Below are 23,050 nucleotides of genomic sequence, written 5' to 3'. Positions count from 1 at the left end.
AGTGCAACAGCACCAAGGCGGCCTGGAGCGCGGTGAGCGTCACCGCGGCCTCCGGCGAACCGGCCTGCGGCACCGCCGGCCCCGACTTCTCGCTGACACTCAGCTCCTCCTCCGGCAGCGCCCAGCCGGGCGGGACCGCCTCCACCACGGTCAACACCCAGACCACCTCGGGCAGCGCCCAGACGGTCACCCTGACCGCCTCCGGCCTGCCCAGCGGCACCACCGCCAGCTTCAACCCGGCGTCGGTGACCTCCGGCAACTCCTCGACGCTGACGCTGTCGGTCGGCGCGTCCACCGCGCAGGGCACCTACCCGATCACCATCACGGGCACCGGCTCGACCACGCACACCGCGACGTACACCCTGACGGTCGGCGGCGGCGGCCCCGGCGGCCAGGACCCGCCTGACGTCAGTGTCACCAACATCAAGACGCACCTGGCGCAGCTCCAGAGCATCGCCACCGCGAACGGCGGCAACCGCAGGTCCACCGGCCAGGGCTACCTCCAGTCGGTCTCCTACGTCGAGCAGAAGCTCCAGGCGGCCGGGTACACCGTGACCCGCCAGACCTGCAGCGTCTCCTACTGCACCAGCGGCGCGGGCCCGAACCTGATCGCCGACTGGCCCGGCGGCGACGCCAACCAGGTCATCATGTCCGGCGCCCACCTGGACAGCGTGTCCGCGGGACCGGGCATCAACGACAACGGCTCCGGCTCGTCCACTCTGCTTGAGGTCGCGCTGACCCTGGCCCAGAAGAACCCCACGCTCACCAAGCACGTGCGGTTCGGCTGGTGGACCGACGAGGAGCAGGGCCTCAACGGCTCCGAGGCGTACGTCGCCTCGCTGAGCTCGGCCGACCGCTCGAAGATCAAGGTCTACTACAACTACGACATGGTCGGCTCGCCCAACGGTGGTTACTTCATCAACAACATCACCACCACGGGCGCGTCCTACCTGAAGGAGTTCTACGACAAGCTGAACCTGCAGCCGGAGGAGAACACCGAGGGCGCCAACCGCTCCGACGACGCCTCCTTCCGCAACGCCGGCATCGCCAGCTCGGGCGTGGCGGCGGGCGCGAGCGCCATCAAGACCTCGGCGCAGGCGACCAAGTGGGGCGGCACGGCCAACAGGGCCTACGACTCCTGCTACCACTCCTCCTGCGACACCACCTCCAACATCAACGACACCGTTCTCGACCGGGCGGCCGACGCCGCGGCGTACGCCATCTGGAAGCAGGCGGTCGGCGGCACCACCCAGCCGCGTGACTTCTCGCTCTCCGCCAACCCCGGCTCGGGCACGGTGCAGGCCGGCTCCACCGCCACCACGACGATCGGCTCGACCACCACGAACGGGACCGCCCAGACGGTGAACCTGTCCGCGAGCGGCCTGCCGACCGGCGCCACGGCCTCGTTCAACCCGGCCAGCATCACGTCGGGCGGCTCGTCCAGCCTGTCGATCGCGACCTCGCCCACCACCCCGGCGGGCGCCTACCCGATCACCGTGACCGGCACGGGCGAGACGATCAACCACACCACGACGTACACGCTGACCGTCCAGGGCACCTCGGGCGGCCGGACGTTCACCAACGACACCGACTACCAGATCAGCGACTACGCCAACACCCAGAGCTCGATCACGTCCACGGCGTCGGGCACCGCGGCCTCCCCGGTCAAGGTGTCCATCACGATCAGCCACACCTGCGCCGAGGACCTCGACATCTGGCTCCGCGGCCCGAACGGCACCTGGTACGTGGTCGACGCCTACGGCGGCACCACCTGCACGCAGTACGGCACCAGGACCTTCTCGGTCCCGGTCAGCCAGCAGGCGGCCGGCACCTGGACCCTCGACATCGAGGACGTCTACCTCGGTGACACCGGTTTCCTGGACTCCTGGAGCATCACGGTCTAACCGTCGAACTCAGGGGCAGGGGGCCCCGGCCGGTCATCCGGCCGGGGCTCCTTCACGTCGTTGCGGGTTCGTACGCCGAGCTTCTGCAGCACCCGCGCGACGTGCGTGTCCACCGTCCGCCGCGACAGGAACAGCACCTCGGCGATCTCCCTGTTCGTCCGGCCAAGCGCGACCAGCCGGGCCACCTCGGCCTCGCGGGGCGACAACACCCCGCTGCGGCCCTTCCTGCCCCTGCGCGGCGCGCTGCCCGGCCCGATCTCGCGCAGCAGGTGGCGGCAGCGGGCGGCGTCGTGGGTCGCGCCGAGGCCGGCGTACCGTTCGCAGGCGTCCGCGATCAGGTCCGCGGCGCGGGCCCGGTCGCCCGTCGCCAGCCGGGCCGCCGCCTCGGACTCGGCCGTCCTGGCCACGCTGTACGGCCTGGGCATCGCCTCGTACGCCGCCCGCGCCCTGGCGAAACACCGGGCCGCCTCCTCGTACGCGCCCCGGTCCAGGGCCAGCGAGCCGGTCGCCGCCTCGAGGCCGGCGTGCGCGGAGGGGGCGTCCCGGCCCTCGATGCCCGCCGCGAACTCGGCCACCAGCTCCTCCGCCTCCTCCGCCCGTCCGGCCTTCAGCAGCGCGGCCACGGCCGGCGGCACGAGCTGGTCGCCCCACACCCACATGCCCTTGCGCCGCAGCCTGGCCACCCCCCGTTCGGCCTCGGCCAGCGCCTCGTGCGGGCAGTCGCGGGTCAGGTGCAGCTCGATCAGGCCGCCCGAGGCCACGGCGGCGACCGGCAGGAACCCCGACTCCAGGTCGTTGACCCCCGTCGCCATCAGGTGCTCGGCGGCCTCCTCCCACTCGCCCCTGGCCAGGGCCAGCACGCCCAGCGCCAGCCGGGCGTCCACGGCCAGCAGCGGCGCCTCGGCCGTCATCTCGACCGCCGCGACCGCCCGCTCCCGCAGGCCCTCCCAGCGGCCGGTCAGCAGGGCGAGCCGGATCGAGGACATCTCCACCAGGAACACCGGGTACTGCGCGCCCGTCTCCTCGGCGATGCGCCTGCTCTGGTCGGCGAAGCGCTCGGCCGTCGCGTAGTGGCCGAGCGCGATGGCCGCGTCGAACAGGTTGGCGTAACCGCGGGCGACCTGCCTGCGCACCGCCGTCGACGGGTCGTTCGCGGGCAGCGTCGCGGCCAGGTCGAAGGCGTCCGCCGAGCCCAGCATCATGGCCAGGCTGATCTTGTTGGCGTGCACGGCGGCGGTCAGCTCGGGATCCTGGTGCTCGACGGTGGCCAGCAGCTTCTCCGCCTGGTTCATCCACTCCTCGTGGGCGGCCAGCGGCTCGTCGCCCCAGGCGGGCATCGCCAGCAGCGCCAGTCCGCGCGCGGCCAGGCTCGGCCGGTCGTGCAGGTCGGGGAGGGCGAGCAGGATCTCCTGGCGGCCCGCGGCGACCACGCCGGCCTGGTTGGACAGCAGCACGCCCAGGTTGAGCCGGGCCTCGCCGCGTACGTGCCGGGACAGGAAGTCCTCGGCCAGCAGGTGGCGCAGCGAGCGCACCACCCGCCGGTAGGACAGCCCGATCGCGGCCACCCTGCTGAGCCGCAGCGCGAGCGGGCCGCGGGCGTCGTGCGGGAGCTTCGGGTCGGCCAGCATGCCGGCCAGCACCTCGACGGCGAGCGGGATGTCGCCCATGGCGGCGGCGTGGTCGGCCGCCGCCGGGCCGTGCCGCTGCCAGGACTCGAAGTCGCCCGCGCGCCGAGCGTGGTAGGCGAGCTGGACGAGCGGCGGCGGGGAGAGGGCCGACAGGGCGCTCACCGCCCGCTGGTGGGTGAGCCGCCGGTCGGGGCCGGGGATCGCGTCGTAGACGGCCTGCTGGGCGAGGGCGTGGCGGAAGCCGTACTGGCCGTCGTGCTGTTCGAGCAGGACGCCGGCCTTCAGCGCCTGGCTCAGCCCGTCGCCCAGCGGGTGGCCGGAGACGGCGGCGATGAGCTGCTCGTCGGCGGGCAGCCCGAGCACGGCGGCGGCGTGCACGGCGTGCAGCGCGGCCGGTGAGAGCCCGGTGAGCTGTTCGGCCATCGCCTCGCGCAGCAGCAGCGGGACGGCCATGCGCTCCAGGACCTCAGGCTCCTCCTCGCCGCCGAGTAACTGGCCCTCGTCGTCGAGCAACGAGCGCACCACCTCCTCGATCACGAACGGCACCCCCGCCGTGCGGTCGCGCAGCTTCGTGACGAACTCGGAGGTCAGCGTCGAACGGCCGAGCAACGCCCCGGTCAGGCTGCGCACCCCTTCGACGTCGAGCGGCGACAGCGAGATCACCTCGCTGCGCACCCCCGGCGGACGCCGGTACGCGCGCCCGAACGGCAGCCCCGGCACCGGCAGCCCCTCCCGGCGGAACGTCACCACCAGCGCGAGCCCCGCCGGCGGCTGGTCGGTGAGGAAGCGCAGCAGGTCACGGGTGCCGTCGTCGGCCCAGTGGAGATCCTCGATCACCAGCACCGCGGGGCCCGCCGCGGCCAGCAGGGCGTGCACCGCGCGGAACAGGCGGTGGCGCTCGGCGCGGGGGTCGTCCAGGGGCGGCGGGGACGGCGCCGGCGGCAGATGCCCGGCCAGTTCCGGCAGGTATCCGCGCAGGGCGCCGGTGACCGGGTTGAGCGTGCCGGTCTCCGGCAGCGCCCCCGCGACGTGCCGCAGGGCGTCGAACACCGGGCCGTACGGGAACGGCTCGCGGATCTGGTGGCAATGGCCGATCAGGACGGTGCGTTCGCCGTCGGGCAACTGGTCGAGCGCGGCTCGGACCAGCCGGGTTTTTCCGATGCCCGCCTCACCCTGCACGAGGATGACGGCCGGAGGGCCGGTGATGGCGTCGGTGAGTGAGCGTAACTGAACGTCACGCCCGATCAACCCAGGAGAAGCCAGGCTTGTCATCGGGGTCTCCGTAACAGTGCAGGTTTACTCCCCCTGTCGGAATACTGTTATCCATCACAGGTCATCGCGGGTCAACCCTCTGTTTTCCGGTCAAATGACATGCCCTTGGTGGCGCCGGTGGTCCCGGCGCCCTCCACCGCCCTGACCCGCGCGGGCGGCGTCTCAGGGGGCGACGGGGGTCTTGCCGTCGCTCGCCGGGGCGGGTTCGGCCAGGTCCACGCTGTCGCGGAGCTTGGTCGGCTTGAGGAACAGGGTGGCGATCACGCCGACCACGGCGATGCCCGCCGAGATCAGGAAGATGTGCCCGGTGGCGTCCCCGTACGCGGCCCGGACGATGCCCTTGAACGGCTCCGGCAGCGCCGCGATGTTCAGCGTGCTCTTGCCGCCCGCGGCCGCCTTGGCCGGGTCGATGCCCGCCTTGGCCAGCCCTTCGGCGATGCCCGTCGCGACCCGGTTGGCCAGCACCGCGCCGAGCACCGACACGCCCACCGTGCCGCCCAGCGAGCGGAAGAACGTCACGGCCCCGCTGGCCGCGCCCAGTTCCCGCAGCGGCACGGTGTTCTGGATCGCGAGGACGAGGTTCTGCATCGACATGCCGACGCCCGCGCCGACCAGCACCATCGCGCCGGCGATGAGCACGAGCGAGGTCTCGTGGTCCATCAGGGACAACACCAGGAACCCGACGGTCAGCACGATCGACCCGGTCACGATGTACGGCTTGACGTTCCCGCTCCTCGACACCATGCGCCCGGAGATCGCCGAGGACAGCAGCACGCCGAGCATCATCGGGATCGTCAGCAGGCCCGCCTCGGTCGGGCTGTAGCCGCGGCCGATCTGGAAGTACTGGCCGAGGAAGACCGAGCCGCCGAACATCGCCATGCCCACCGCGAGGCTCGCCAGGATGGCCAGCGCCGGGGTACGGCGGCGGATGACGTGCAGCGGCACGACCGGCTCCTTGACCGCGGTCTCCACCCAGGTCGCGATCGCCAGGACGGCGACGCCGCCGAGCACCATCGCGGCGGTCTGCCAGGACAGCCAGTCGAAGGAGTTGCCGACGAAGGTCACCCAGATGAGCAGCACGCTGACGCCGAGCGCGATCAGCGTGGCGCCGACGTAGTCGACCTTGACGCCCTCGCGGCGCACGTGGGTCACCCGCAGGGTCTTCTGCAGCAGGAAGAAGGCGATCACGGTGAACGGCGCCGCGACGAAGAAGCACCAGCGCCAGCCGAGCCAGGAGGTGTCCGCGATCAGGCCGCCGAGCAGCGGCCCGGCCACGGTCGCGACGGCCATGACGCCGCCGAGGTAGCCGTTGTACTTGCCCCGGTCCTTCGGGCTGATCATCGCCGCGATGATCACCTGGACCAGGACCTGCAACGCGCCCATGCCCAGGCCCTGGAGGGCGCGGAAGGCGATGAGCTGGGCGGTGTCCTGGGCGAAGCCGCAGGCCACCGAGCTGACCATGAAGATCACGATGGAGATCTGCAACAGGAGCTTCTTGCTGAACAGGTCGGCCAGCTTGCCCCAGATCGGGGTGGAGGCCGTGGACGCCAGCAGCGACGCGGTGATCACCCACGTGTACTGCGACTGCGTGCCGTTCAGCGCGCCGATGATCTGCGGCAGCGCGACCGACACGATCGTGCCGCTGATCATCGCCACGAACAGGACGAGCAGCAGCCCGCTCAGGGCCTCCATGATCTGCCGATGGCTCATCTGACCCGGCGGCGCGGCCGGGACGGTCGGTGCGCTCACGCGCGGCCTCCTCTAAGTTAAAACAATGCCCAATGGGAAAGTTTGCCCGCTGAGCATATATTCCCGAACGGTAGGCTTGGCGCATCATGGACAGCACCGGCGGGCTGCGCGAGCGCAAGAAGGCCGAGACGCGGCAGGCCGTGCACGAGGCGGCCCTGCGGCTGGTCGGCGAGCACGGCCTCGACGCCGTCACCGTCGAGACCATCGCCGACGCCGCCAACATCTCGCGCCGCACGTTCTCCAACTACTTCGCCGGCAAGGAGGACGCCGTCCTCTACGGCGAGGAGCAGCGCATCCGCGATCTGGTCGAGAAGGTGCGCGCCCAGCCGGCCGGCCGGACCGCCTGGCAGGCGCTGCGCGGCGCGATCGACGACGTGTTCGACGAGGTGGGCGAGCCGGCGCGGGAGTGGGCCGTACGCGCCCGCCTGGCCAAGCAGCACCCGTCGCTGCTCGCCCGGCAGCTCGCCAACCACGCGGCGCTGGAGCGCGACCTGGCCGAGGCGATCTCCGAGCGGGAGAGCCCGGTGCGTCCCCGGGTCGTGGCGGCCGGGTTCCTCACGGCCCTGCGTCTCGGGTCGCACCTGTGGGTGGACGAGCGCCAGTCGCGCTCGTTGCGGCAGGTCATGGCCGAGATGCTCGACGAGATGTCCCGGCCCTTCACCTGACCGAGCCGCCCCCTTCCTGGGCCTCCGGGTTACACGCGCCCGCCCGCGTCCCCGGGCGGGGGAACGCGGGCGGGAGGTCGGCGGGAGGTCAGGAGCAGGCGGTGTTCGCGGGGGTGGCCGCCGGGCCGTTGGCGGTGAAGCCGATCGCCACCGACGCCCCGGGCGCCAGGTTCCTCGCCCAGTCGGGCCCCTTGGCGGTCCAGGTCGTGCCCGACACCGTCACCACCGCGTTCCAGGCGTTGTTCAGGGTGACCCCCGAGGGCAGCGTCCAGGTCGCGGTCCAGTTGCCGATCGGGGACGTGCCGGTGTTCTTCACCGTCACCTCGCCCTGGAAGCCGCCCTGCCAGGCGTTGGTCTGCTTGTAGGCGACCGTGCACTGGCCCGGCGGGTTCACCGTCGGCGACGTGGTCGGGTTGCTCCCGCCCCCGGCCGGCGGGATCAGGTACGGCTGCAGGATGTCCTGCTTGGCCTGGTTGATCGTGGTCCAGTCGTCATTGGCGATGCCGCCGGTGTCGCCCGAGTTCGGGTTCCACGACCAGTACGTGAACGACATGCCGTTCACCCCGGTCCCGGTGTACTTCATGAGCTCCTGGAGCCAGACCTTGTCGACGTTCGAGGCCAGCGTGGTGCCGAACTCGCCCATCATGATCGGCGCGATGTTCTGCCTGTACAGGTATCCCCAGTACTTGTCCCAGATGGCGGGCATGTTGGCGGGGTAGTCGGGGGCGTCGAACCAGGTCTGGTGGTAGACCGAGGTCGCGTACTCGTGCGGGGAGTAGACCAGGCGGTTCGCCACGTTGAGCCGTACCGGGTACTGGCCGGCCTTCGACAGGTTGCCGCCCCACCAGCCGCAGTCCTCGTCGTTGCTGGGATCGTTGTCCCAGACGTTCGACAGGCCGCCGCTCGGGCAGCTCACGCCCTCGACGAAGATCAGCCAGTTGGGGTTGACGCCCAGGACCGCGTTGCCCGCCCGTTCGGCCGCCAGGCGCCAGTCGCGGGCCTGGTCGCCGCAGCCCCAGCAGGCGCCGGTCGCGGCGGGGTTGGTGCCCTCGGCGTGCGGCTCGTTGTGCAGGTCGGCGCCGATGACCGTGGGGTTGTTCGCGTAGTGCTGGGCCAGGGTCTTCCAGTCGTTGATCCAGGTGCTCTCGGGCGCGGCGCTGACGTACCAGAGCGGGGACTGACCGGCCGCGGTCGGGCGGTGGCGGTCGAGGATGATCCGCATGCCCTTGACGCCCGCGTAGTCCACGACCTTGTCCAGGATCTGCATGGGGGACAGGCCGACCAGGTCGGGGTTGACGTAGTCGTTGATCCCGGTGGCGACGGCCCCCGGCTTGAGCGCGTCGTTCGAGTACGGCACCCGCAGCGTGTTATAACCCAGCGAGGCCATCTTGTCGATCTGGCTCTTCCAGGGGTTGCTCGACCACAGGCCGTGGAAGGTCTTGTTGTCGGTCTCCATGCCGAACCAGTTGATCCCGGTCAGCCGGACGGTCGCCCCGGTGCTGTCGAGGATCTTGTTGCCGCTGGTGTGCAGGTAGCCGGTCCCTGTGCCGGTCGCCGCGCCCGCCGGGGTGGTGGTCAGCGCGACGGCGACAGCCGCTCCGGCCACCACCGTGGCCAGGGCGGTCAGTGCCGCCTTCGAGGTCTGCATCGGGGTGCCCTTTCCAGGAGGGGAACGCGGCGTCATGCTGGGCCGCAGCGTTCGGGCCCGTCAATGCGAGGACGCCCACCAGCCGTCCTGACCTGCGAGAACGTCTGAAACTTTCATGCCGGGGTAGTGCCAGGTGGAGTACGGGTCCTCGCGGCCGCCCCAATGTGCCCGGACGCGTCCGTCACTTGGATGGTGGTCATGACGATCACGCACATCACGGTCCCCGGGCGCTGGGCGGAGGGGACCGGGCTGGTGCTCGGCCCGGCGCTGCTCCTCGCCGGGGTCCTGCTCCGGCTCGGCGCCGACGACTTCTTCCCCGGCCAGCTCGCCGCCTACGCCGCCGACCCGGGCCGCATGGTGCTCTCCTACAGCCTGTACGCCGCGGGCGCCGTGCTGCTGTGGCCCGCGGTGACCGCGCTCGGCCGGGTGATCGGCGCCGCCCACCCGGCCCTGGCCAGGTGGGGCGTGACGCTGGCGGTGCTGGGGCTGTTCGGCAGGGTGTTCCACGCAGGGGTGAGCCATCTGGCCTTCCAGCTGGTGGACGCGCTCGGCCCGGACGCGGCCCAGCGGGTCGTCGCCGGCACCTACGGGGCCTTCCACGTGTTCAAGGCGGTCAACGTCTGCATCATGGGCGGCTGGCTCGTGCTGGCCGTCGGCGCGTTCCGTGCCAGGGCCTTCGGGGCCGGGCCGGTCGGCGTGGCCAGATGCGTCGCGCTGGCGCTGGCGGCCGGGCTGCCGCTCGGCGTGCTCAAGGGCAGCAGCGACCCGATCGCGCTGGCCGCCCTGGCCGGGCTCGCCGTCGCGCTCGTGCCCATGGGCGTCGCGGTGCTGCGGACGGGCCCCGCGCCCCGCTGGTGGGCGCTCGCCCTCACCCTCGCGCTGGTCCCGGTGGCGTTCTTCGTTGGGATGGCGGGCTGACTCCGCTACGCCGGCTAGGCGGTCAGGAGCTTGACGATCGCCACGACCCCGATGCAGACGACCGCGCCGCGCAGCACCGGCGCGGGCAGCCTGCGTCCCACCCGCGCGCCGAGGAACCCGCCGACCGTCGAGCCGAGCGCCACCAGCAGCACGGCCCACCAGTCGACGTCGGCGACCAGCGTGTAGAGGACGGCGGCCGTGGCGTTGACCACGAGCGAGAGCACGTTCTTGGCGGCGTTGACGCGCTGGAGCTCCTCGTCGAGGAAGATGCCGAGCAGGCCGATGAGCAGCACGCCCTGGGCCGCCCCGAAGTAGCCGCCGTACGCCCCGGCGGCCAGCACGCCCAGCCACAACCAGGGCCCGCCGTGCGCCTGCCGCGGACGGCTGGCCAGCATCCGGCTGATCCTGGGCTGGGCCAGGACCAGCACGCAGGACAGCCCGATCAGCACCGTGACGACACCCGTGAACGTGCGCTCGGGCAGGTTGAGCAGCAGCAGCCCGCCGATCAGCGAACCCAGCGCGGAGGCCGAGGCCAGACGGAGCAGCCGGCCGCGCTGACCCTGGAGCTCGGTGCGGTAGCCGAGGACGCCGGTCACGCCGCCGGGCACCAGGCCGATGTTGTTCGAGACGTTGGCGGTGATCGGCGGCAGGCCGACGGCCAGCAGCGTCGGGAACGTGATCAGCGACCCGGAACCGACGACGGCGTTGATGCCCCCTGCTCCGATGCCGGCCGCGAAGACCGCGGCCATCTCCCAAGGTGTCATGGCGGGTGACTCTAGTGCGTGGGTCCGGTGCGCTCGCTGGTCAGGTGGGGTCAGCGGGTGAGGGTGCCCGCCGCCACCAGCCAGTCGACCGCCTCCGCGACCGCCTCCAGCGACGTGTGACGGGGACGGTGGCCGAGCAGGCGTCCGGCCTTCTCCATGCTGCAGTGGGGGCTGTGCGCGATGTGGTCGTGGGTGACGCGGGCGTCCCGCTCCGGCACGGTCTCCCGCCACTGCTCCCACGGCAGGTACGACAGCCGCGCCTCCCTGCCGAACCAGCCCGCCACCGCCTCGGCGTAGCCGCGCAGCGTCAGCGCGGTCACGGCCACCGAGTGGAAGCTCTCGCCCCTGGCGGCGGCCGGGTTGTTCAGCGCGTCCACGAACAGCCGGGCGACGTCGTCGGCGTGGACGTGCTGCACGGTCTCCATGCCCAGGTTGGGCAGCCGCACCTCCGCGCCGTCGGCCAGCGCCTGGAACACGGCCGGATCGAGGTTGCCGGCCGGGTTGACCGGGATCCAGCCGGGGCCGGTGATGTGCCCGGGATGGACGACCGTGGCCGGGAACCCCTCCCGCGCGGCCAGGTCGAGCAGGTACGCCTCGATGGCGGCCTTCTGCCGGCCGTACTCGCCGATGGGACGCTTCGGGCGGTCTTCGGTCGTCGGGACGCGGGTGCTCGGGCCGTGCACCCAGATCGTCCCGCAGTGCAGGAACTGCCGGACCCGCCCGGCCAGCGCGCCGGCCAGGTGCCGGGCGCTCGCCTCGGTGAAGCAGATGAGGTCGATGACGACGTCGGCCTCCAGCTCGGCGATCCGCCGTCCGAACGTGCCCTCGGCCTCCTCGCTCTCCCGGTCGGCGACCACGGTGGCGACCCGCTCCCACGCGCCGTGCGGCGTGTACGGCCCCCGCCTGCCCCGGCTGACCGCGACCACGTCGTGCCCCGCGTCCACCAGCCGCGGGACCAGGTAGGTGCCGATGTGCCCGCTCGCCCCGATCACCACTACACGCATGCGCCCACCCTAGACCGGCTCACCCCGTACGCCCGATCGCCAGGTCCAGGGCGTGGGCCGCGTCCCGGCCGGACGACGGGCGCCAGGCCACGTGCTGGTCGGGACGTACGAGCGCGAGCGTGCCCGCCGCGTCCGGCAGGTCCACCTCCCGCAGCGGCACGCCCAGCTCGGCCGCCCGCTCCACCAGCACCTTCGCCTCCGGCGACGACAGGTCGCCCACCAGGCTGAACCCGGGCCCGAGCCGGTCGTAGAGCGACTCGCCGGGAGCGAGCCACCGGTGCGGCAGCCGCTCGCCGCACCCGTCCGCCACCACCGGCGACCCCGCGTACGTGTACCCCAGCACCAGGTCCAGGCTGTGGAACTCGTTGTCCTTGGTCCGCCGCACCGCCTCCGCGACGGCCGGGCGCACCCGCGCGAACTCCGCCTCCGAGCCCATCAGCGCGGGATCGGCCAGTTCGGGCGCGAGCGTGGCCATGTTGGCGGCGGCGGACTCGATCGTGTCCGCCGCGATCGGCCGCCGTTCGGCCTCGTAGCTGGTCAGCAGGGTGGCGGGCGCCCATCCGTTCAGTACGGCGGCCAGCTTCCAGCCGAGGTTGACCGCGTCCCCGATGCCGGTGTTGAAGCCGTGGCCGCCGTAGGGCGGGTTCTGGTGCGCGGCGTCGCCCGCCAGGAACACCCGGTCGCCGGCGTACCGGTCGGCCAGCAGCATGCGCGCGGTCCACGGGTCGGTGGCCAGGATCTCGACCTCGACGTCGGCCCCGACCAGGTTGCGCACCAGGCGTACGGGGTCGGTGCCCTCGGCCGGGACGCCCTGGGCGATGCACCACCACAGGTCCTCCAGGTCGAGCCGGCCGAGCATGCCGGGCTGGGCCGGGTTCAGCACCCAGTAGTGCACGGCGGGGCCGTGGGGGACCAGGTCGGCCAGGCCGGGCGCGCGGAAGACGACGTTGAAGTTGGGCCTGGCGTCCTGCCTGCCCTCGTAGCGGGCGCCGATGGCGGCGCGCGTCACGCTGCGGGCGCCGTCGCAGCCGACGACGTACGCGGCGCGTACCTGACGGGTGTCGCCGTCGGCGGAGGCCAGGTCGGCGGTGACGCCGTCGGCGTCCTCGCGCAGGCCGGTCAACCGCCAGCCGGTGAGCAGCGCGTCACCGGCGGCCTCGCGCAGCACCTCCTCAACGATCGGCTGCGCGACCTGCTGGCCCGGTTCGGCGGCCAGGTCGGAGCCGGTCAGGTCGAGTCCGAAGCAGCCGCCGATCCTGGTGATCTCGCGGCCGAGCAGGCCGGTCGTGAACACCGCCTCGTCCGACCAGGAGACCGCGAGCGGCGAACGGGCGCGCAACGTCCCGGCCAGCCCCCACCTGCGCAGCAGCTCCATCGACCGCGCCGACGTGGTCTTGGCGCGCGGACGCAGCCACGACACGCTCTCGCGCGGTTCGACGACCATGCTGCGCACCCCGTGATGGGCCAGCTCCACGGCCGTCGCCAGTCCTACGGGCCCGCCTCCGGCGATCAGTACCGGTATGTCGGTCTGGCGCACACTAGCTCCCATTCGTCACGGTGATCAGCGGCATACTCCAAGCGCCGCGCGTCCCACGTCAAGCTCGGGCCGAAACCGCCGGCCGGATCACCGAACGGAAACGATCTAGAGGACGGCCGCCGGACTTGTTACGGTCGTTGCATGACTGAGTCCTCGGCGGTGCCGCTGCACATGCGGCGGGTGGAGTTCGATCCGGCCCCCGAGCTGGGCGAGGTGCGCGACCAGGAACGGATCAAGCGCATCGACGCCCTCCTCGGCCTGGAGGCGTGGGTGGTGACCCGGTACGCCGACGTCCGCGAGGTCCTCGGCGACGCCGAACGTTTCAAGCTCGCCAGGCAGGGCGCCGCCCGCATGCCGGGAGCGCCCGAGCTGAGCGAGGAACAGCTCGCCGAACTGCGCGCGGGCAACCTGCTCGGCCAGGACCCGCCCGAGCACACCCGGCTGCGCAGGATGTTGACGCCCGAGTTCACGATCCGCCGGATGAAGCGGCTGGAACCCCGCATCAGGGACATCGTGAACGAGCACCTCGACGCCATGGAGGCCACAGGCTCCCCGGCCGACCTGGTGTCGTCGTTCGCGCTGCCGATCCCGTCCCTGGTGATCTGCGAGCTGCTCGGCGTCCCGTACGAGGACCGGGCCGACTTCCAGCGGCGCTCCGGGCGCATGCTGGACCTGTCGCTGCCGGTCGAGGAGCGGGTGGCGGCGAACTTCGAGTCGCGGGCGTACATGCGCGACCTGGTCACCCGCATGCGCACCGACCCCGGCGAGGACCTGCTCGGCATGCTCATCCGCGAGCACGGCGACGACCTGACCACCAGCGAGCTCGTCGGCATCGGCAACCTGCTGCTGCTCGCCGGGCACGAGACGACCTCCAACATGCTCTCGCTCGGCACGCTCGCCCTGCTGCGCAACCCCGGCCAGCTAGCCCTGCTGCGCAAGGAGCCCGAGCGCATCGACGCGACGGTCGAGGAACTGCTGCGCTGGCTCAGCATCGTCCACTCCGGCACGATCAAGTTCACGTCCAGGGAGGTCGAGCTGGGCGGCCGGACCATCGGCGCGGGTGAGATGATCCTGTGCTCGCTGCCCGCCGCCAACCGCGACCCCGCCTTCATCGCCGACCCCGACACCCTCGACATCACCCGCGGCGCCCCCGGCCACGTCGCCTTCGGCCACGGCGTCCACCACTGCCTGGGCGCGCCGCTCGCCCGCATGGAGATGAAGATCGCCTTCCCCGCGCTCTTCGAGCGCTTCCCCGGCCTGCGCCCGACCGAGGCCACGCCGGAGTTCCGCTCCTTCAACGTCGTGTACGGCCTGACCGCGCTGGAGGTCGCCTGGTAGCGGCGTCCACGCGATTTTGTCGGTGGCGGCGGATAACGTGCGGGTGTCATGCCAACCGAAGCCAGGCCACACGAGCTGATCGGCAGGGACCACCCCGCCGCGCTGCTGCGTGCCGAGGTCTCGCGGGTGATCGACAGCCACGGCGGCCTGGTCCTCGTCACCGGCGAGGCCGGCATCGGCAAGACCACGCTCGTCACCAGCGCCGCCGCCGAGGCCAGGCGCAGGGGCGCCCTCGTGGTCGGCGGCGCCTGCTGGGACTCCGGCAGCGCCCCCGGCTACTGGCCCTGGGTCCAGGTCATCCGCGCCCTGCGCCGCGCGGCCGCCCCCCAGGAATGGGCCGAGGCCGAGCAGGCGGCCGGGGGCAGCCTGGCCGCCCTCCTCGGCGAGGCGGCGGCGCTCGCCCAGCCGCACATCGACGTCACCGCCGCCGACACCGACCCCGCCTCCGCGTTCCAGATCTACGACGCGGTCACCACCGCCCTGGTGGCGCTCTCGCAGCACCACCCGCTCGTGATCGTCATCGACGACCTCCACGCCGCCGACCCCGCCTCGCTCAGGCTCCTGGAGTTCGCCGCCCGGCAGACCTGGTTCGAGCGCCTGCTCCTCATCGGCACCTACCGCGACGCCGAGGTCGAGCCGGTCGACCACCCGCTGCGCGACCTGCTGTCCCCGCTCGTCGCCAAGGCCACCTCCATCACGCTCACCGGCCTCGACCAGGCCGGGGTGGGCGCGCTCATGGCCCGCACCGCCGGTCACGACCCGCCCGCCGACCTGGTGGCCGAGGTCCACGTGCGCACGGGCGGAAACCCGTTCTTCGTCGAGCAGACCGCCAGGCTGTGGCGCAGCGGCGGTTCGGCCACCGCCGTCGCGCCGGGCGTCCGCGACGCGTTGCTGCGCCGCCTGTCCCTGCTGCCGCGTCCGGTGTCGGAGCTGCTGCCCGCCGCGGCCGTGCTCGGGCGCGAGTTCCACCGCCAGGTGCTGGCCGCCGCCGTGGCCGCCCCCGTCGCACATGTCGACCGCCTCCTCGACCTGGCCGTGATCGCCAAGCTGATGGTGACCAAGGGCGGCGGCCGGTTCGCCTTCGCCCACGACCTGGTCCGCGAGACCCTCTACGACGCCGTCGCCGACGTCCGCGACCTGCACGCGGCGACCGTCCGCGCCCTCGACGGCACCCCCGACCTGGCCCGCCGGATGTTGCCGAGCGACCTGGCCAGGCACGCCTACCTGGCGGGCGACCGCCTCGACCCCGAGCGGGCGATCGACCTCCTCAAGGCCGCCGCCCGCGCCGCCCGCAGCCGGCTCGCCGGTGAGGAGGAGCTCGGCCACCTGCGCCGCGCCCACGAGGTGAGCGCCGCGGCCGGGCCGCGCCGGCGCGTGCTGAGCTGCCTCGACCTCGGCAGAGAGCTGCACCACCGCGGCGAGCGCGACGAGGCCCGCGCCCTGTTCGAGGAGGCCGGCGCCCTTGCCACCGGCCTCGGCGACCCCGAGCTGACCGCCCGCGTCGCGCTGGTCTTCCGCTCCCACTACGGCCACGACGCCTCGCTCGACCGGCTGCGCCGGGCCCACGCCGGCCTCGTCGGCGAGCCGGTCCCCGACGACCGCCTGGCCCTCGACCTGGTCTTCCACCTCGCCGCCCAGGCCCGCCAGGGAGGCGACGACGACGTCCTGGCCTTCAGCCTGTGGGCCCACCACGACATCATCTGGGGCCCCGGCACGGCGGGCGAGCGCGTGGCCCTGACCGACGAGCTGCTCGCCGTCGCCCGGCGCACCTCCGACCGGGAGCTCGAACACTACGCCGGCGCCCTGCGCTGGGTCGCCATGATCGAGGAGGGCGACCCCCGCTACCTCGCCCAGTTCCACGACTACGCGGCCAAGGGCCGCAGCACCGACGACGCCCACCTCAACGTCACCACGTCCGTCGACGCCAGCATCGTCGCCGCGCTCGCGGGCCGCTTCGCCGAGGCCGAGTCGCTGATGACAGGGCTCTCCCTCGACGACAAGAGCCACGACTTCGACGTCATGCTCGACCACCACCGCTGGGCGATGCTCTGGCTCCAGGGCAGGGTGGAGGAGCAGGAAGACACCCTGCGCAGGCTCAGGGCCGGCCGCCATCCCGACCGCGCCCTGCTGGAGGCGCTGACCGCCCTGCAGGCCGGCGACGTCGGCACCGCGCTGCGCCACCACCTGGCCGGCGCGGCGGTCGGGCGCATGACCGAGCCGCTGTGGCTGCGTTTCCAGGCTGAGCTGGCCGCCGCCACCCGCGACCGGGAACTGGCCGCCGGGGCGCGGGCCGCGCTGCTGCCGTACCGGGGGCGGTGGGCGGTGTCCTACTACGGGTGGGACATCAGCGGGCCCTACGACCTGTGGATCGCCGTGCTCGACCTGGCCGAGGAGCGGTGGGAGGAGGCGGCCGAGGGGTTCACCCGGGCCTACCGGTCGGCCGACCGCATGCGGGCCCGCCCGTGGTCGGTCCTGGCCCGCGCCCGCCTGGCCGAAGCCCTCCTGGGCGGCGGCGACCCGGGCCGGGCCCGTCCCCTGCTGGAGGAGGTCCGTCGGGAGGCGGCCGAGCTCGGCATGCACCACGTCCTCGACACCCTCCCGGCGCTGCCCGCGCCCGACGTCCCCCGGCCCGTCGCCGACGACCGTCCCGCGCCTCCCGAGGCCCCCGAACCGGACGAGGGCCTCGGCCCGCCCACGGGCGACTTCCGGAAGGACGGCGAGGTCTGGACCCTCGGGTTCGCCGGGCGGCTGGCCCATATGCCCGACGCCAAGGGCCTGCGCGACCTGCACAACCTGCTCGGCCATCCAGGCGCCGACATCCCCGCCGTGCACCTGCTCGCCCCGGAGGGCGGCGACCTCGTGCTGGCCGCCCGCGGGATGGGCGGCGACGCGGTACTCGACGAGGAGGCCAAGGCCGGCTACCGCCGCCGCCTGTCCGTCCTCGACGACGAGATCGACCGGGCGGCCGAACGCGGCGACGACGACCGGGCGGCCGAGTACGACCGCGAACGAGCGGCCCTGCTGGAGGAGCTCCGCACGGCCGCCGGGCTGGGCGGCCGCTCCCGCCGCCTGGGCGACGAAGCCGAACGCGCCCGCAAGACGGTGACCGCCAGAATCCGCGACACCCTCCGCAAACTCACCCACACCCACCCCGAACTCGCCACCCACCTCCGCGCCACCATCTCCACCGGCGCCACCTGCCGCTACCAGCCCACCACCCCCATCACCTGGCGCCTGTGACGCCTACGACGGGCCGGCCAAGCAGGATGTCGGGTCGGGGCCCGTTGCCCCACGGTGCAGAGTCTTGGGCTACCTAGTTGCGAGTGATGCTCCAAGTGCCGTCCGCCGTGATGGCGGCATATCGGGTGCCAGGAGGAAGGGCGACACGTCCCCTGTACGTGCCGATCTTGTTGACGAGCAGGTCGGTGTATTGGCCGCGATTGTCGAGCGCCCACACCGCGAAGTTGGACTCCCCGTCGTGACGAAGCGCCAGGCGACGCAGCCCCTTGCTGGCCGTGGTGAGCCGCAGCACGTCCGAACCCGTTCCTTGCGCGTTGATCGGCCAGTGGCGAGCCTTGGCGAGCGGAAGGACCTGCAGGGTCCAAGGGCCGTCGGCGTTCACGCTCATCGACTGGATCTTGTGAAGGCCGCTGACGTTGAACGCGACCGTGCCCTTGTAGTCGCCGATGACGTTCGCGAGGAGATCCACCTGCTTGCCGCTCGTCGTCAGTGTCCATACGGCGAAGTTGCTTTCGCCTTGGTGGGTCAGCTTCACGACGCTGGGCCTGGACGTGACAGGGATGCGGACGACGTCGTCACCTTCGCCTCGAAGGACACCCGAATGCGCAGTGGCCGCCTGCGCGGGGACCGGTGAGACGAGGAGCGCTCCGGCAAGCGCGATAAGGCCGAGGACAACGCGGGAATGTAAACGCATCTGGGACTCCTGAGCAGAAGGGTACGGACGCGGTTGGACGCGTGATTCCGCGGAACGGTGCACAGCGCGTACGAAGGCTCTCCGAATCGGCGACGCGAGCTGTGAAGACGTAGCAGGGTGACTCTTGCGGAGCCCGCGTTGACGACCAGCGCTCATAGCAGCACGGCTTGTAACGAACCCGCCAGGCGGCACCGATGTGCGGGTACGTCCGGTCATCCTCGTTGGAGTCGCCATGTCGTACCCGTACGGGCCGCCGCAGGGGCCACCGCCGGGTGGCTACCGGCCGCCAGGCCCGCCTCCGCACGGGTATCCGCCCCAGAGTCCTCCTCCAGGAGGCTTTCCGCCATCGGGACCTCCGCCCGGTTACGGGCAGGGGTTCCCGCCGCCGCGTCGGCCGCCGAAAAAGCACACCGGCCTGAAGGTGGCGGCTGGAATCGTAGGCGGCCTGCTCGTCCTCTTGGTGTTCGCGGCGGTCCTGTCGGGGGGACGTCCGGTGGACGGCAGGGAACGGCTCACTGTGGCCGAACAGTCCTCGAGCAGTTCCGCGGGCCAGGCAGAAGCAGGCGCGCCGGTCGAGGAAGAACAACCCAGCCCGTCGCCGTCGCCGACGATGCAACCGCGCACGTATCGCGGAGTCGGCGACAAGGTGGTGAAGGTGGAGGAGACCGAGCACGTCCTGCTGGCGACGCTCACGCACCAGGGATCGGCGAACTTCATCGTGCATCCTCTCGACCCTGGAGGAGCGGAACAGGTGTCCATCGTGAACGAGATCGGCGCGTACCAAGGCACGGTCATCGTGAACGAGGACAACGGCAAGGTGCTTCGCGGCTTCACGATCAAGGCTGACGGGGCATGGACCCTCACGCTCAAACCGATCACGATGGCCCGCCAGTGGACGGGGTCACGTATATCGGGCCGCGGCGACGACGTGCTGCTGTTGTCCCCGGCCAGTTCGGGCCTGAGCACGGTGAAGGCCGATCATTCGGGAAGCAGCAATTTCATCGTGCACTCCTACACAGAAGAGATGCAGAACGGGCTGATCAACGAGATCGGCTCTTACCGTGGCGAGGTGCTGCTGCCGGACGGCACGCTTCTGGTGACGATCCACGCCGACGGCCGGTGGGCATTCACACGATCCTGAAAGGCCGAGTCGCACACCCTTGCCGACGCAGCAGAGCGGGCGCGAAGGGCATCGGATGCCTTCTTCGCGCCCGCTCTTCGAACGTGGGGGCTACTTGCGGTTGTAGAGGCGCATGGTCAGGGTGCCGAAGACGGCGATGAGGAGGACCGACGCGATCAGGACCCAGGCCAGTTCGGCCATGTCCGGGGTGCCGGCCATCAGGGAGCGAACGGCGGCCACCAGGCGGGTGATCGGGTTGACGTTGACGAAGATCTGCAGCCAGCCGGGCATCGTGGCCGGGTCGACGTAGACGTTGCTCAGGAAGGTCAGGGGGAACAGGACGAGCATGCTCACGCCCATCACCGACTTCTCGCTCCGCATGAGCAGGCCGAACATCGTCCACACCCACGAGAAGGCGAAGGAGAAGCCGAGCAGCAGCACGATCCCGGCCAGCACGCCCGTGACGCCCCCCTGCGGACGGAACCCCAGGGCCAGGCCGACGGCGAGGATGACCGTCGAGGCCATGGTGTAGCGCAGGATGTCGCCGAGGAGGTAGCCCACCATGGTCGAGGGACGCCAGATCGGCAGGGTGCGGAAGCGGTCGAACACCCCCTTCTCGATGTCCTTGTTGACCTCGACCCCGGTGTACATGGTGATCATCACGACGCTGCTGACCATGATTCCCGGAAGCAGGAACTGCAGGTAGTCGGTCGGGGAGCCGGCCAGGGCGCCGCCGAACAGGTACGTGAACATCAGCGTCATCATGAGCGGGAAGGCGGTCACGTCGAAGAGCTGCTCGGGCACGTGCTTGATCTTCAGGATGGCCCGCCAGCCGAACGTGACCGAAGCCGACCAGGCGCTCGGCCGCGGCGGCTTCGCCGCGGGGGCCAGCACGGTGCCGAGCACGTCGGCGGCGGGGGAGTAGGTCGTGGCGGTCTCGGTGGTGGCGGTCATGCTGCGGCCTCCCGGTCGGTGGCGGACTCAGTGGCGGTCTCGGTGGCGGGCCCAGTGGCGGGGTGGTCGGTGAGGGCGAGGAAGACCTCGTCCAGGCTGGGCTGGCCGAGGGAGAAGTCGTCGACGACGATCCCGGCCTCGGCCAGGCGGCCGAGCGCGCGCGAGGCCTGCTCGGCGGCGGCGGCCTCGCGGCCGTTCCCGGCGATGCGGGCGGTGAGCGACACGGGGTCGGCGTCCAGGTAGACGGGCGCGTCGAGGGTCTGGGCCAGCAGCCGTTCCGCTTCGGGACGGGTGCCGGGGTCGCGCAGCCGTACGTGCACCGAGCCGGAGCCGACCGACGACTTCAGCTCGCCCGGCGTGCCCTCGGCGATGACCCTGCCGTGGTCGATGACCGCGATGCGGCCGGCCAGCCGGTCGGCCTCCTCCAGGTACTGGGTGGTGAGCAGCACGGTGGTGCCGTGGGCGACGACGATGCGGACGATGTCCCAGACCTGGTTGCGGCTGCGCGGGTCGAGGCCGGTCGTCGGCTCGTCGAGGAAGAGCAGGTCAGGCGTGTTGAGGATGCTGGCGGCGATGTCGATGCGCCGCCGCATGCCGCCCGAGTACGTCTTGACCTGCCGCCCGGCGGCCTCGGTCAGCCCGAACGCCTCCAGGAGCTGCGCCGCCCGGTCTCTGGCGGCCGGCTTGCGGTGGCCGAGGAGGCGGCCGAGCAGGATCAGGTTCTCGGCGCCGGTCATGTCCTCGTCGACGGAGGCGTACTGGCCGGTCAGGCTGACGCGGCTGCGCACGGCGTCGGCCTCGCGCACCACGTCGTGCCCGAACACGGTGGCCTCGCCGCCGTCCGGCCGGAGCAGGGTGGCCAGCATGCGGACGGCGGTGGTCTTGCCCGCGCCGTTGGGGCCGAGCACGCCGTAGACGGTGCCGGCCGGCACCTCCAGGTCGAGGCCGTCCACGGCGCGGTTGTCGCCGAAGACCTTGACCAGGCCGGAGGTCTGTATCGCCAGGTCTCGCATGGGTGTTCCTCTCATGAGCAGTACGGCTGGGCGTGCCGGGCGTCCCGCAACGCCCGTCCCCACCAGGTGAGCTGGTCGAGCATGGCCGCGACCGCGCGTACGCGGTCGTCGGTGTCGTACGGTTCGCCGCTCCCGGCCACGTCGTCCCCCAGCAGGTCGAGACCTACCCAGTCGCGCACCGTCACGACGTGCAGGGCGGAGAAGACGGTACGGAGCTGCTCGACCGCGTACAGACCGGACGATCCCGAGCCGTAGGCCACGAAGCCGACCGGCTTGGCCTGCCATTCGTCGTAGGCGTAGTCGATCGCCTGCTTGAGCGAGGCCGGGAAGCTGCGGTTGTACTCGGGAGTGACGACGGCAAAGGCGTCGGCCTCGCCGACGGCCGCGGTGAAGCGGCGCATCGAGGGGCTGCTCTGCTCGGGGTAGCGGCCGGGGAAGGCGTAGTCGGCCAGGTCGACGAGGCTGACCGCCAGGTCGGGACGGTCGCGGGCGCGGCCGGCGAACCACTTCGCCACCGTCTCGCCCATCCGCCCGACGCGGGTGCTTCCGATGATCACCGCGAGGCGGAGCGGTACGGCGCTCCCGCCGGCGGTGTGCTCTTCGCTCGCCATCGTCCACCTCCCTCGGCCCGTTGCGGGCTCTCACACAGGAGGCGCGAGACGGCCGCCAGAAGGTCGCTAGACGGGATCTAGCGGGCCGTCAGGCGGCGGGTCTGAGCACGTAGCCGACGCCGCGCAGGGTGTGGATCATCGGACGGCGGTCCGCGTCGATCTTCCGGCGCAGGTAGGAGATGTACAGCTCGACGATGTTGCCCTGGCCGGCGAAGTCGTAGGCCCACACCCGGTCGAGGATCTGCGCCTTGCTGAGGGCGCGTCCCGGATGGCGCATGAGCAGCCGCAGCAGCTCGAACTCGGTCGGGGTCAGCCGGATCTCCTTGCCGGACCGCCGTACCTGGCGGGTCTCCTGGTCCAGGGTGAGGTCGCCGACGGCCAGCGGGGCGGCCGAGCGGCGCAGCAGGCCGTGCAGCCTGATCACGACCTCGTCCACGCTGAACGGGCGCGTCACGTAGTCGTCGGCGCCCGCGCGCAGCCAGGTCGCCCGGTCGGGCGGGGAGTCCGGCGGGGTCAGGAAGAGCACCGGCACGCCGGGCAGCGCGGCCCGCAGGCGGGGCAGGAGCCGTCCGCCGGTCGTGGCGTCCAGGACGATCGCGCGGGGACGGAAGCCGCGTACCGCCTTGACCGCCTCGCCGCCCCGCAGGCTTCGCACGTCCCAGCGGCGCATCGCGCGGGAGAGGGACTCGCCGAGCGGAAGCTCGTCCACGACGAGGACGGCGTACGAGCCGCGCGCGGATCCGGGCGAGACGGTCGAGGCGGTCGGGTGCATGCCGGGAACGATGCCGGACGTGCATGAGGTTTGTCTGAGGACCGCTTGTGAATCGCATGTGAGGTCCTGGGGCAAGCAGAAGGGCCCGGCCGGGGCCGGGCCCTTCTCATCCCTTGAAGCGCGATCACCAATACCGCCGCTACCCGGAATGTGCGGCATATCACCTGAGTGAGTCGGTTCTTTGAATAGACCTTGACTGGGGTCTAGGTTCTAGGCTGC

17 protein-coding genes are annotated in these 23,050 nt (G+C 72.0%); 6 read left to right on the top strand and 11 right to left on the bottom strand.

Annotated elements, in window-relative coordinates; genetic code table 11:
* The coding region (locus tag ABZ815_RS41390; RefSeq protein WP_357706886.1) for a M28 family peptidase at positions 1 to 1,904 on the top strand (1,904 nt) is incomplete at its 5' end.
* On the opposite strand, the gene ABZ815_RS41385 is transcribed toward ABZ815_RS41390, so the two are convergent.
* Both ABZ815_RS41385 and ABZ815_RS41380 read right to left on the bottom strand, forming a co-directional pair.
* Positions 1,901 to 4,804, bottom strand: a complete 2,904-nt coding sequence (locus ABZ815_RS41385; protein WP_357706884.1) for an AAA family ATPase — start codon at positions 4,802 to 4,804, stop codon at positions 1,901 to 1,903. The two genes, ABZ815_RS41390 and ABZ815_RS41385, sit on opposite strands and share 4 nt — an antisense overlap.
* A gap of 162 nt (positions 4,805 to 4,966) precedes the next feature.
* Positions 4,967 to 6,496, bottom strand: coding sequence for an MDR family MFS transporter (locus ABZ815_RS41380; RefSeq protein ID WP_357706887.1), 1,530 nt, complete (start codon positions 6,494 to 6,496; stop codon positions 4,967 to 4,969).
* 143 nt (positions 6,497 to 6,639) lie between these two features.
* Between ABZ815_RS41380 and ABZ815_RS41375 the strand changes: the two genes are divergently transcribed.
* A complete protein-coding gene (locus ABZ815_RS41375; RefSeq protein WP_357706883.1) occupies positions 6,640 to 7,218 on the top strand; it encodes a TetR family transcriptional regulator in 579 nt (192 codons plus the stop codon).
* Positions 7,219 to 7,306: 88 nt separating this feature from the next.
* Here the strand turns inward: ABZ815_RS41375 and ABZ815_RS41370 are convergent, their stop codons facing one another.
* Positions 7,307 to 8,866 carry a cellulase family glycosylhydrolase gene (locus ABZ815_RS41370; protein WP_357706881.1) on the bottom strand — a complete coding sequence of 520 codons (1,560 nt, stop codon included), beginning with the start codon at positions 8,864 to 8,866 and terminating at the stop codon, positions 7,307 to 7,309.
* Between the two features lie 198 nt (positions 8,867 to 9,064).
* Between ABZ815_RS41370 and ABZ815_RS41365 the strand changes: the two genes are divergently transcribed.
* The gene (locus ABZ815_RS41365; RefSeq protein ID WP_357706879.1) at positions 9,065 to 9,784 is read left to right on the top strand and encodes a hypothetical protein; all 720 of its coding nucleotides are present in this window, start codon (positions 9,065 to 9,067) and stop codon (positions 9,782 to 9,784) included.
* A gap of 14 nt (positions 9,785 to 9,798) precedes the next feature.
* On the opposite strand, the gene ABZ815_RS41360 is transcribed toward ABZ815_RS41365, so the two are convergent.
* From ABZ815_RS41360 to ABZ815_RS41350, 3 genes are read right to left on the bottom strand one after another with little or no spacing between them, the layout of a single operon-like run.
* On the bottom strand, positions 9,799 to 10,548 hold the full coding sequence (locus ABZ815_RS41360) for a sulfite exporter TauE/SafE family protein (protein WP_357706877.1): 750 nt from the start codon (positions 10,546 to 10,548) through the stop codon (positions 9,799 to 9,801).
* 50 nt (positions 10,549 to 10,598) lie between these two features.
* On the bottom strand, positions 10,599 to 11,552 hold the full coding sequence (locus tag ABZ815_RS41355; protein ID WP_357706876.1) for an NAD(P)-dependent oxidoreductase: 954 nt from the start codon (positions 11,550 to 11,552) through the stop codon (positions 10,599 to 10,601).
* 19 nt (positions 11,553 to 11,571) lie between these two features.
* The gene (locus ABZ815_RS41350; protein ID WP_357706875.1) at positions 11,572 to 13,089 is read right to left on the bottom strand and encodes an FAD-dependent monooxygenase; all 1,518 of its coding nucleotides are present in this window, start codon (positions 13,087 to 13,089) and stop codon (positions 11,572 to 11,574) included.
* Positions 13,090 to 13,230: 141 nt separating this feature from the next.
* On the opposite strand from ABZ815_RS41350, the gene ABZ815_RS41345 reads away from it, so the two are divergent.
* Together ABZ815_RS41345 and ABZ815_RS41340 are read left to right on the top strand one after the other, a co-directional pair.
* Positions 13,231 to 14,427, top strand: a complete 1,197-nt coding sequence (locus tag ABZ815_RS41345) for a cytochrome P450 (protein ID WP_357706874.1) — start codon at positions 13,231 to 13,233, stop codon at positions 14,425 to 14,427.
* 48 nt (positions 14,428 to 14,475) lie between these two features.
* Positions 14,476 to 17,667, top strand: a complete 3,192-nt coding sequence (locus ABZ815_RS41340) for an AAA family ATPase (RefSeq protein WP_357706873.1) — start codon at positions 14,476 to 14,478, stop codon at positions 17,665 to 17,667.
* 73 nt (positions 17,668 to 17,740) lie between these two features.
* Here ABZ815_RS41340 and ABZ815_RS41335 read toward each other — a convergent pair whose 3' ends face one another.
* The gene (locus ABZ815_RS41335; protein WP_357706872.1) at positions 17,741 to 18,361 is read right to left on the bottom strand and encodes a hypothetical protein; all 621 of its coding nucleotides are present in this window, start codon (positions 18,359 to 18,361) and stop codon (positions 17,741 to 17,743) included.
* Positions 18,362 to 18,854: 493 nt separating this feature from the next.
* Here ABZ815_RS41335 and ABZ815_RS41330 point away from each other — a divergent pair, with 493 nt between their 5' ends.
* A complete protein-coding gene (locus ABZ815_RS41330) occupies positions 18,855 to 19,502 on the top strand; it encodes a hypothetical protein (RefSeq protein WP_357706871.1) in 648 nt (215 codons plus the stop codon).
* Positions 19,503 to 19,592: 90 nt separating this feature from the next.
* Here ABZ815_RS41330 and ABZ815_RS41325 read toward each other — a convergent pair whose 3' ends face one another.
* The 4 genes from ABZ815_RS41325 to ABZ815_RS41310 form a co-directional block, all read right to left on the bottom strand.
* Positions 19,593 to 20,435, bottom strand: coding sequence for an ABC transporter permease (locus ABZ815_RS41325; RefSeq protein ID WP_357706870.1), 843 nt, complete (start codon positions 20,433 to 20,435; stop codon positions 19,593 to 19,595).
* Complete coding sequence (locus tag ABZ815_RS41320) at positions 20,432 to 21,448, bottom strand: ATP-binding cassette domain-containing protein (RefSeq protein ID WP_357706869.1); 1,017 nt, start codon at positions 21,446 to 21,448, stop codon at positions 20,432 to 20,434. The genes ABZ815_RS41325 and ABZ815_RS41320 overlap by 4 nt, the downstream gene beginning before the upstream one ends.
* A gap of 11 nt (positions 21,449 to 21,459) precedes the next feature.
* Entirely contained in the window at positions 21,460 to 22,059 is a 600-nt protein-coding gene (locus tag ABZ815_RS41315; RefSeq protein WP_357706868.1) for an NAD(P)H-dependent oxidoreductase, read from the bottom strand.
* Between the two features lie 88 nt (positions 22,060 to 22,147).
* On the bottom strand, positions 22,148 to 22,831 hold the full coding sequence (locus ABZ815_RS41310; protein ID WP_357706867.1) for a response regulator transcription factor: 684 nt from the start codon (positions 22,829 to 22,831) through the stop codon (positions 22,148 to 22,150).
* Between the last annotated feature and the right edge of the window lie 219 nt (positions 22,832 to 23,050).

Source organism: Nonomuraea sp. NPDC047529 (assembly GCF_040642995.1).
Lineage (GTDB): Bacteria > Actinomycetota > Actinomycetes > Streptosporangiales > Streptosporangiaceae > Nonomuraea.
Note: the sequence above shows the minus strand (reverse complement) of the source record. Positions and strands in the feature narration are given on the sequence as shown.

Bases quoted from the DNA above. Each gene is read 5' to 3' on its own strand.
- ABZ815_RS41315 (WP_357706868.1), bottom strand. From the start codon at position 22,059: ATGGCGAGCGAAGAGCACACCGCCGGCGGGAGCGCCGTACCGCTCCGC.
- ABZ815_RS41360 (WP_357706877.1), bottom strand. From the start codon at position 10,548: ATGACACCTTGGGAGATGGCCGCGGTCTTCGCGGCCGGCATCGGAGCA.
- ABZ815_RS41385 (WP_357706884.1), bottom strand. From the start codon at position 4,804: ATGACAAGCCTGGCTTCTCCTGGGTTGATCGGGCGTGACGTTCAGTTA.
- ABZ815_RS41375 (WP_357706883.1), top strand. From the start codon at position 6,640: ATGGACAGCACCGGCGGGCTGCGCGAGCGCAAGAAGGCCGAGACGCGG.
- ABZ815_RS41335 (WP_357706872.1), bottom strand. From the start codon at position 18,361: ATGCGTTTACATTCCCGCGTTGTCCTCGGCCTTATCGCGCTTGCCGGA.
- ABZ815_RS41365 (WP_357706879.1), top strand. From the start codon at position 9,065: ATGACGATCACGCACATCACGGTCCCCGGGCGCTGGGCGGAGGGGACC.
- ABZ815_RS41355 (WP_357706876.1), bottom strand. From the start codon at position 11,552: ATGCGTGTAGTGGTGATCGGGGCGAGCGGGCACATCGGCACCTACCTG.
- ABZ815_RS41370 (WP_357706881.1), bottom strand. From the start codon at position 8,866: ATGCAGACCTCGAAGGCGGCACTGACCGCCCTGGCCACGGTGGTGGCC.
- ABZ815_RS41380 (WP_357706887.1), bottom strand. From the start codon at position 6,496: ATGGAGGCCCTGAGCGGGCTGCTGCTCGTCCTGTTCGTGGCGATGATC.
- ABZ815_RS41325 (WP_357706870.1), bottom strand. From the start codon at position 20,435: ATGACCGCCACCACCGAGACCGCCACGACCTACTCCCCCGCCGCCGAC.
- ABZ815_RS41310 (WP_357706867.1), bottom strand. From the start codon at position 22,831: ATGCACCCGACCGCCTCGACCGTCTCGCCCGGATCCGCGCGCGGCTCG.
- ABZ815_RS41345 (WP_357706874.1), top strand. From the start codon at position 13,231: ATGACTGAGTCCTCGGCGGTGCCGCTGCACATGCGGCGGGTGGAGTTC.
- ABZ815_RS41320 (WP_357706869.1), bottom strand. From the start codon at position 21,448: ATGCGAGACCTGGCGATACAGACCTCCGGCCTGGTCAAGGTCTTCGGC.
- ABZ815_RS41340 (WP_357706873.1), top strand. From the start codon at position 14,476: ATGCCAACCGAAGCCAGGCCACACGAGCTGATCGGCAGGGACCACCCC.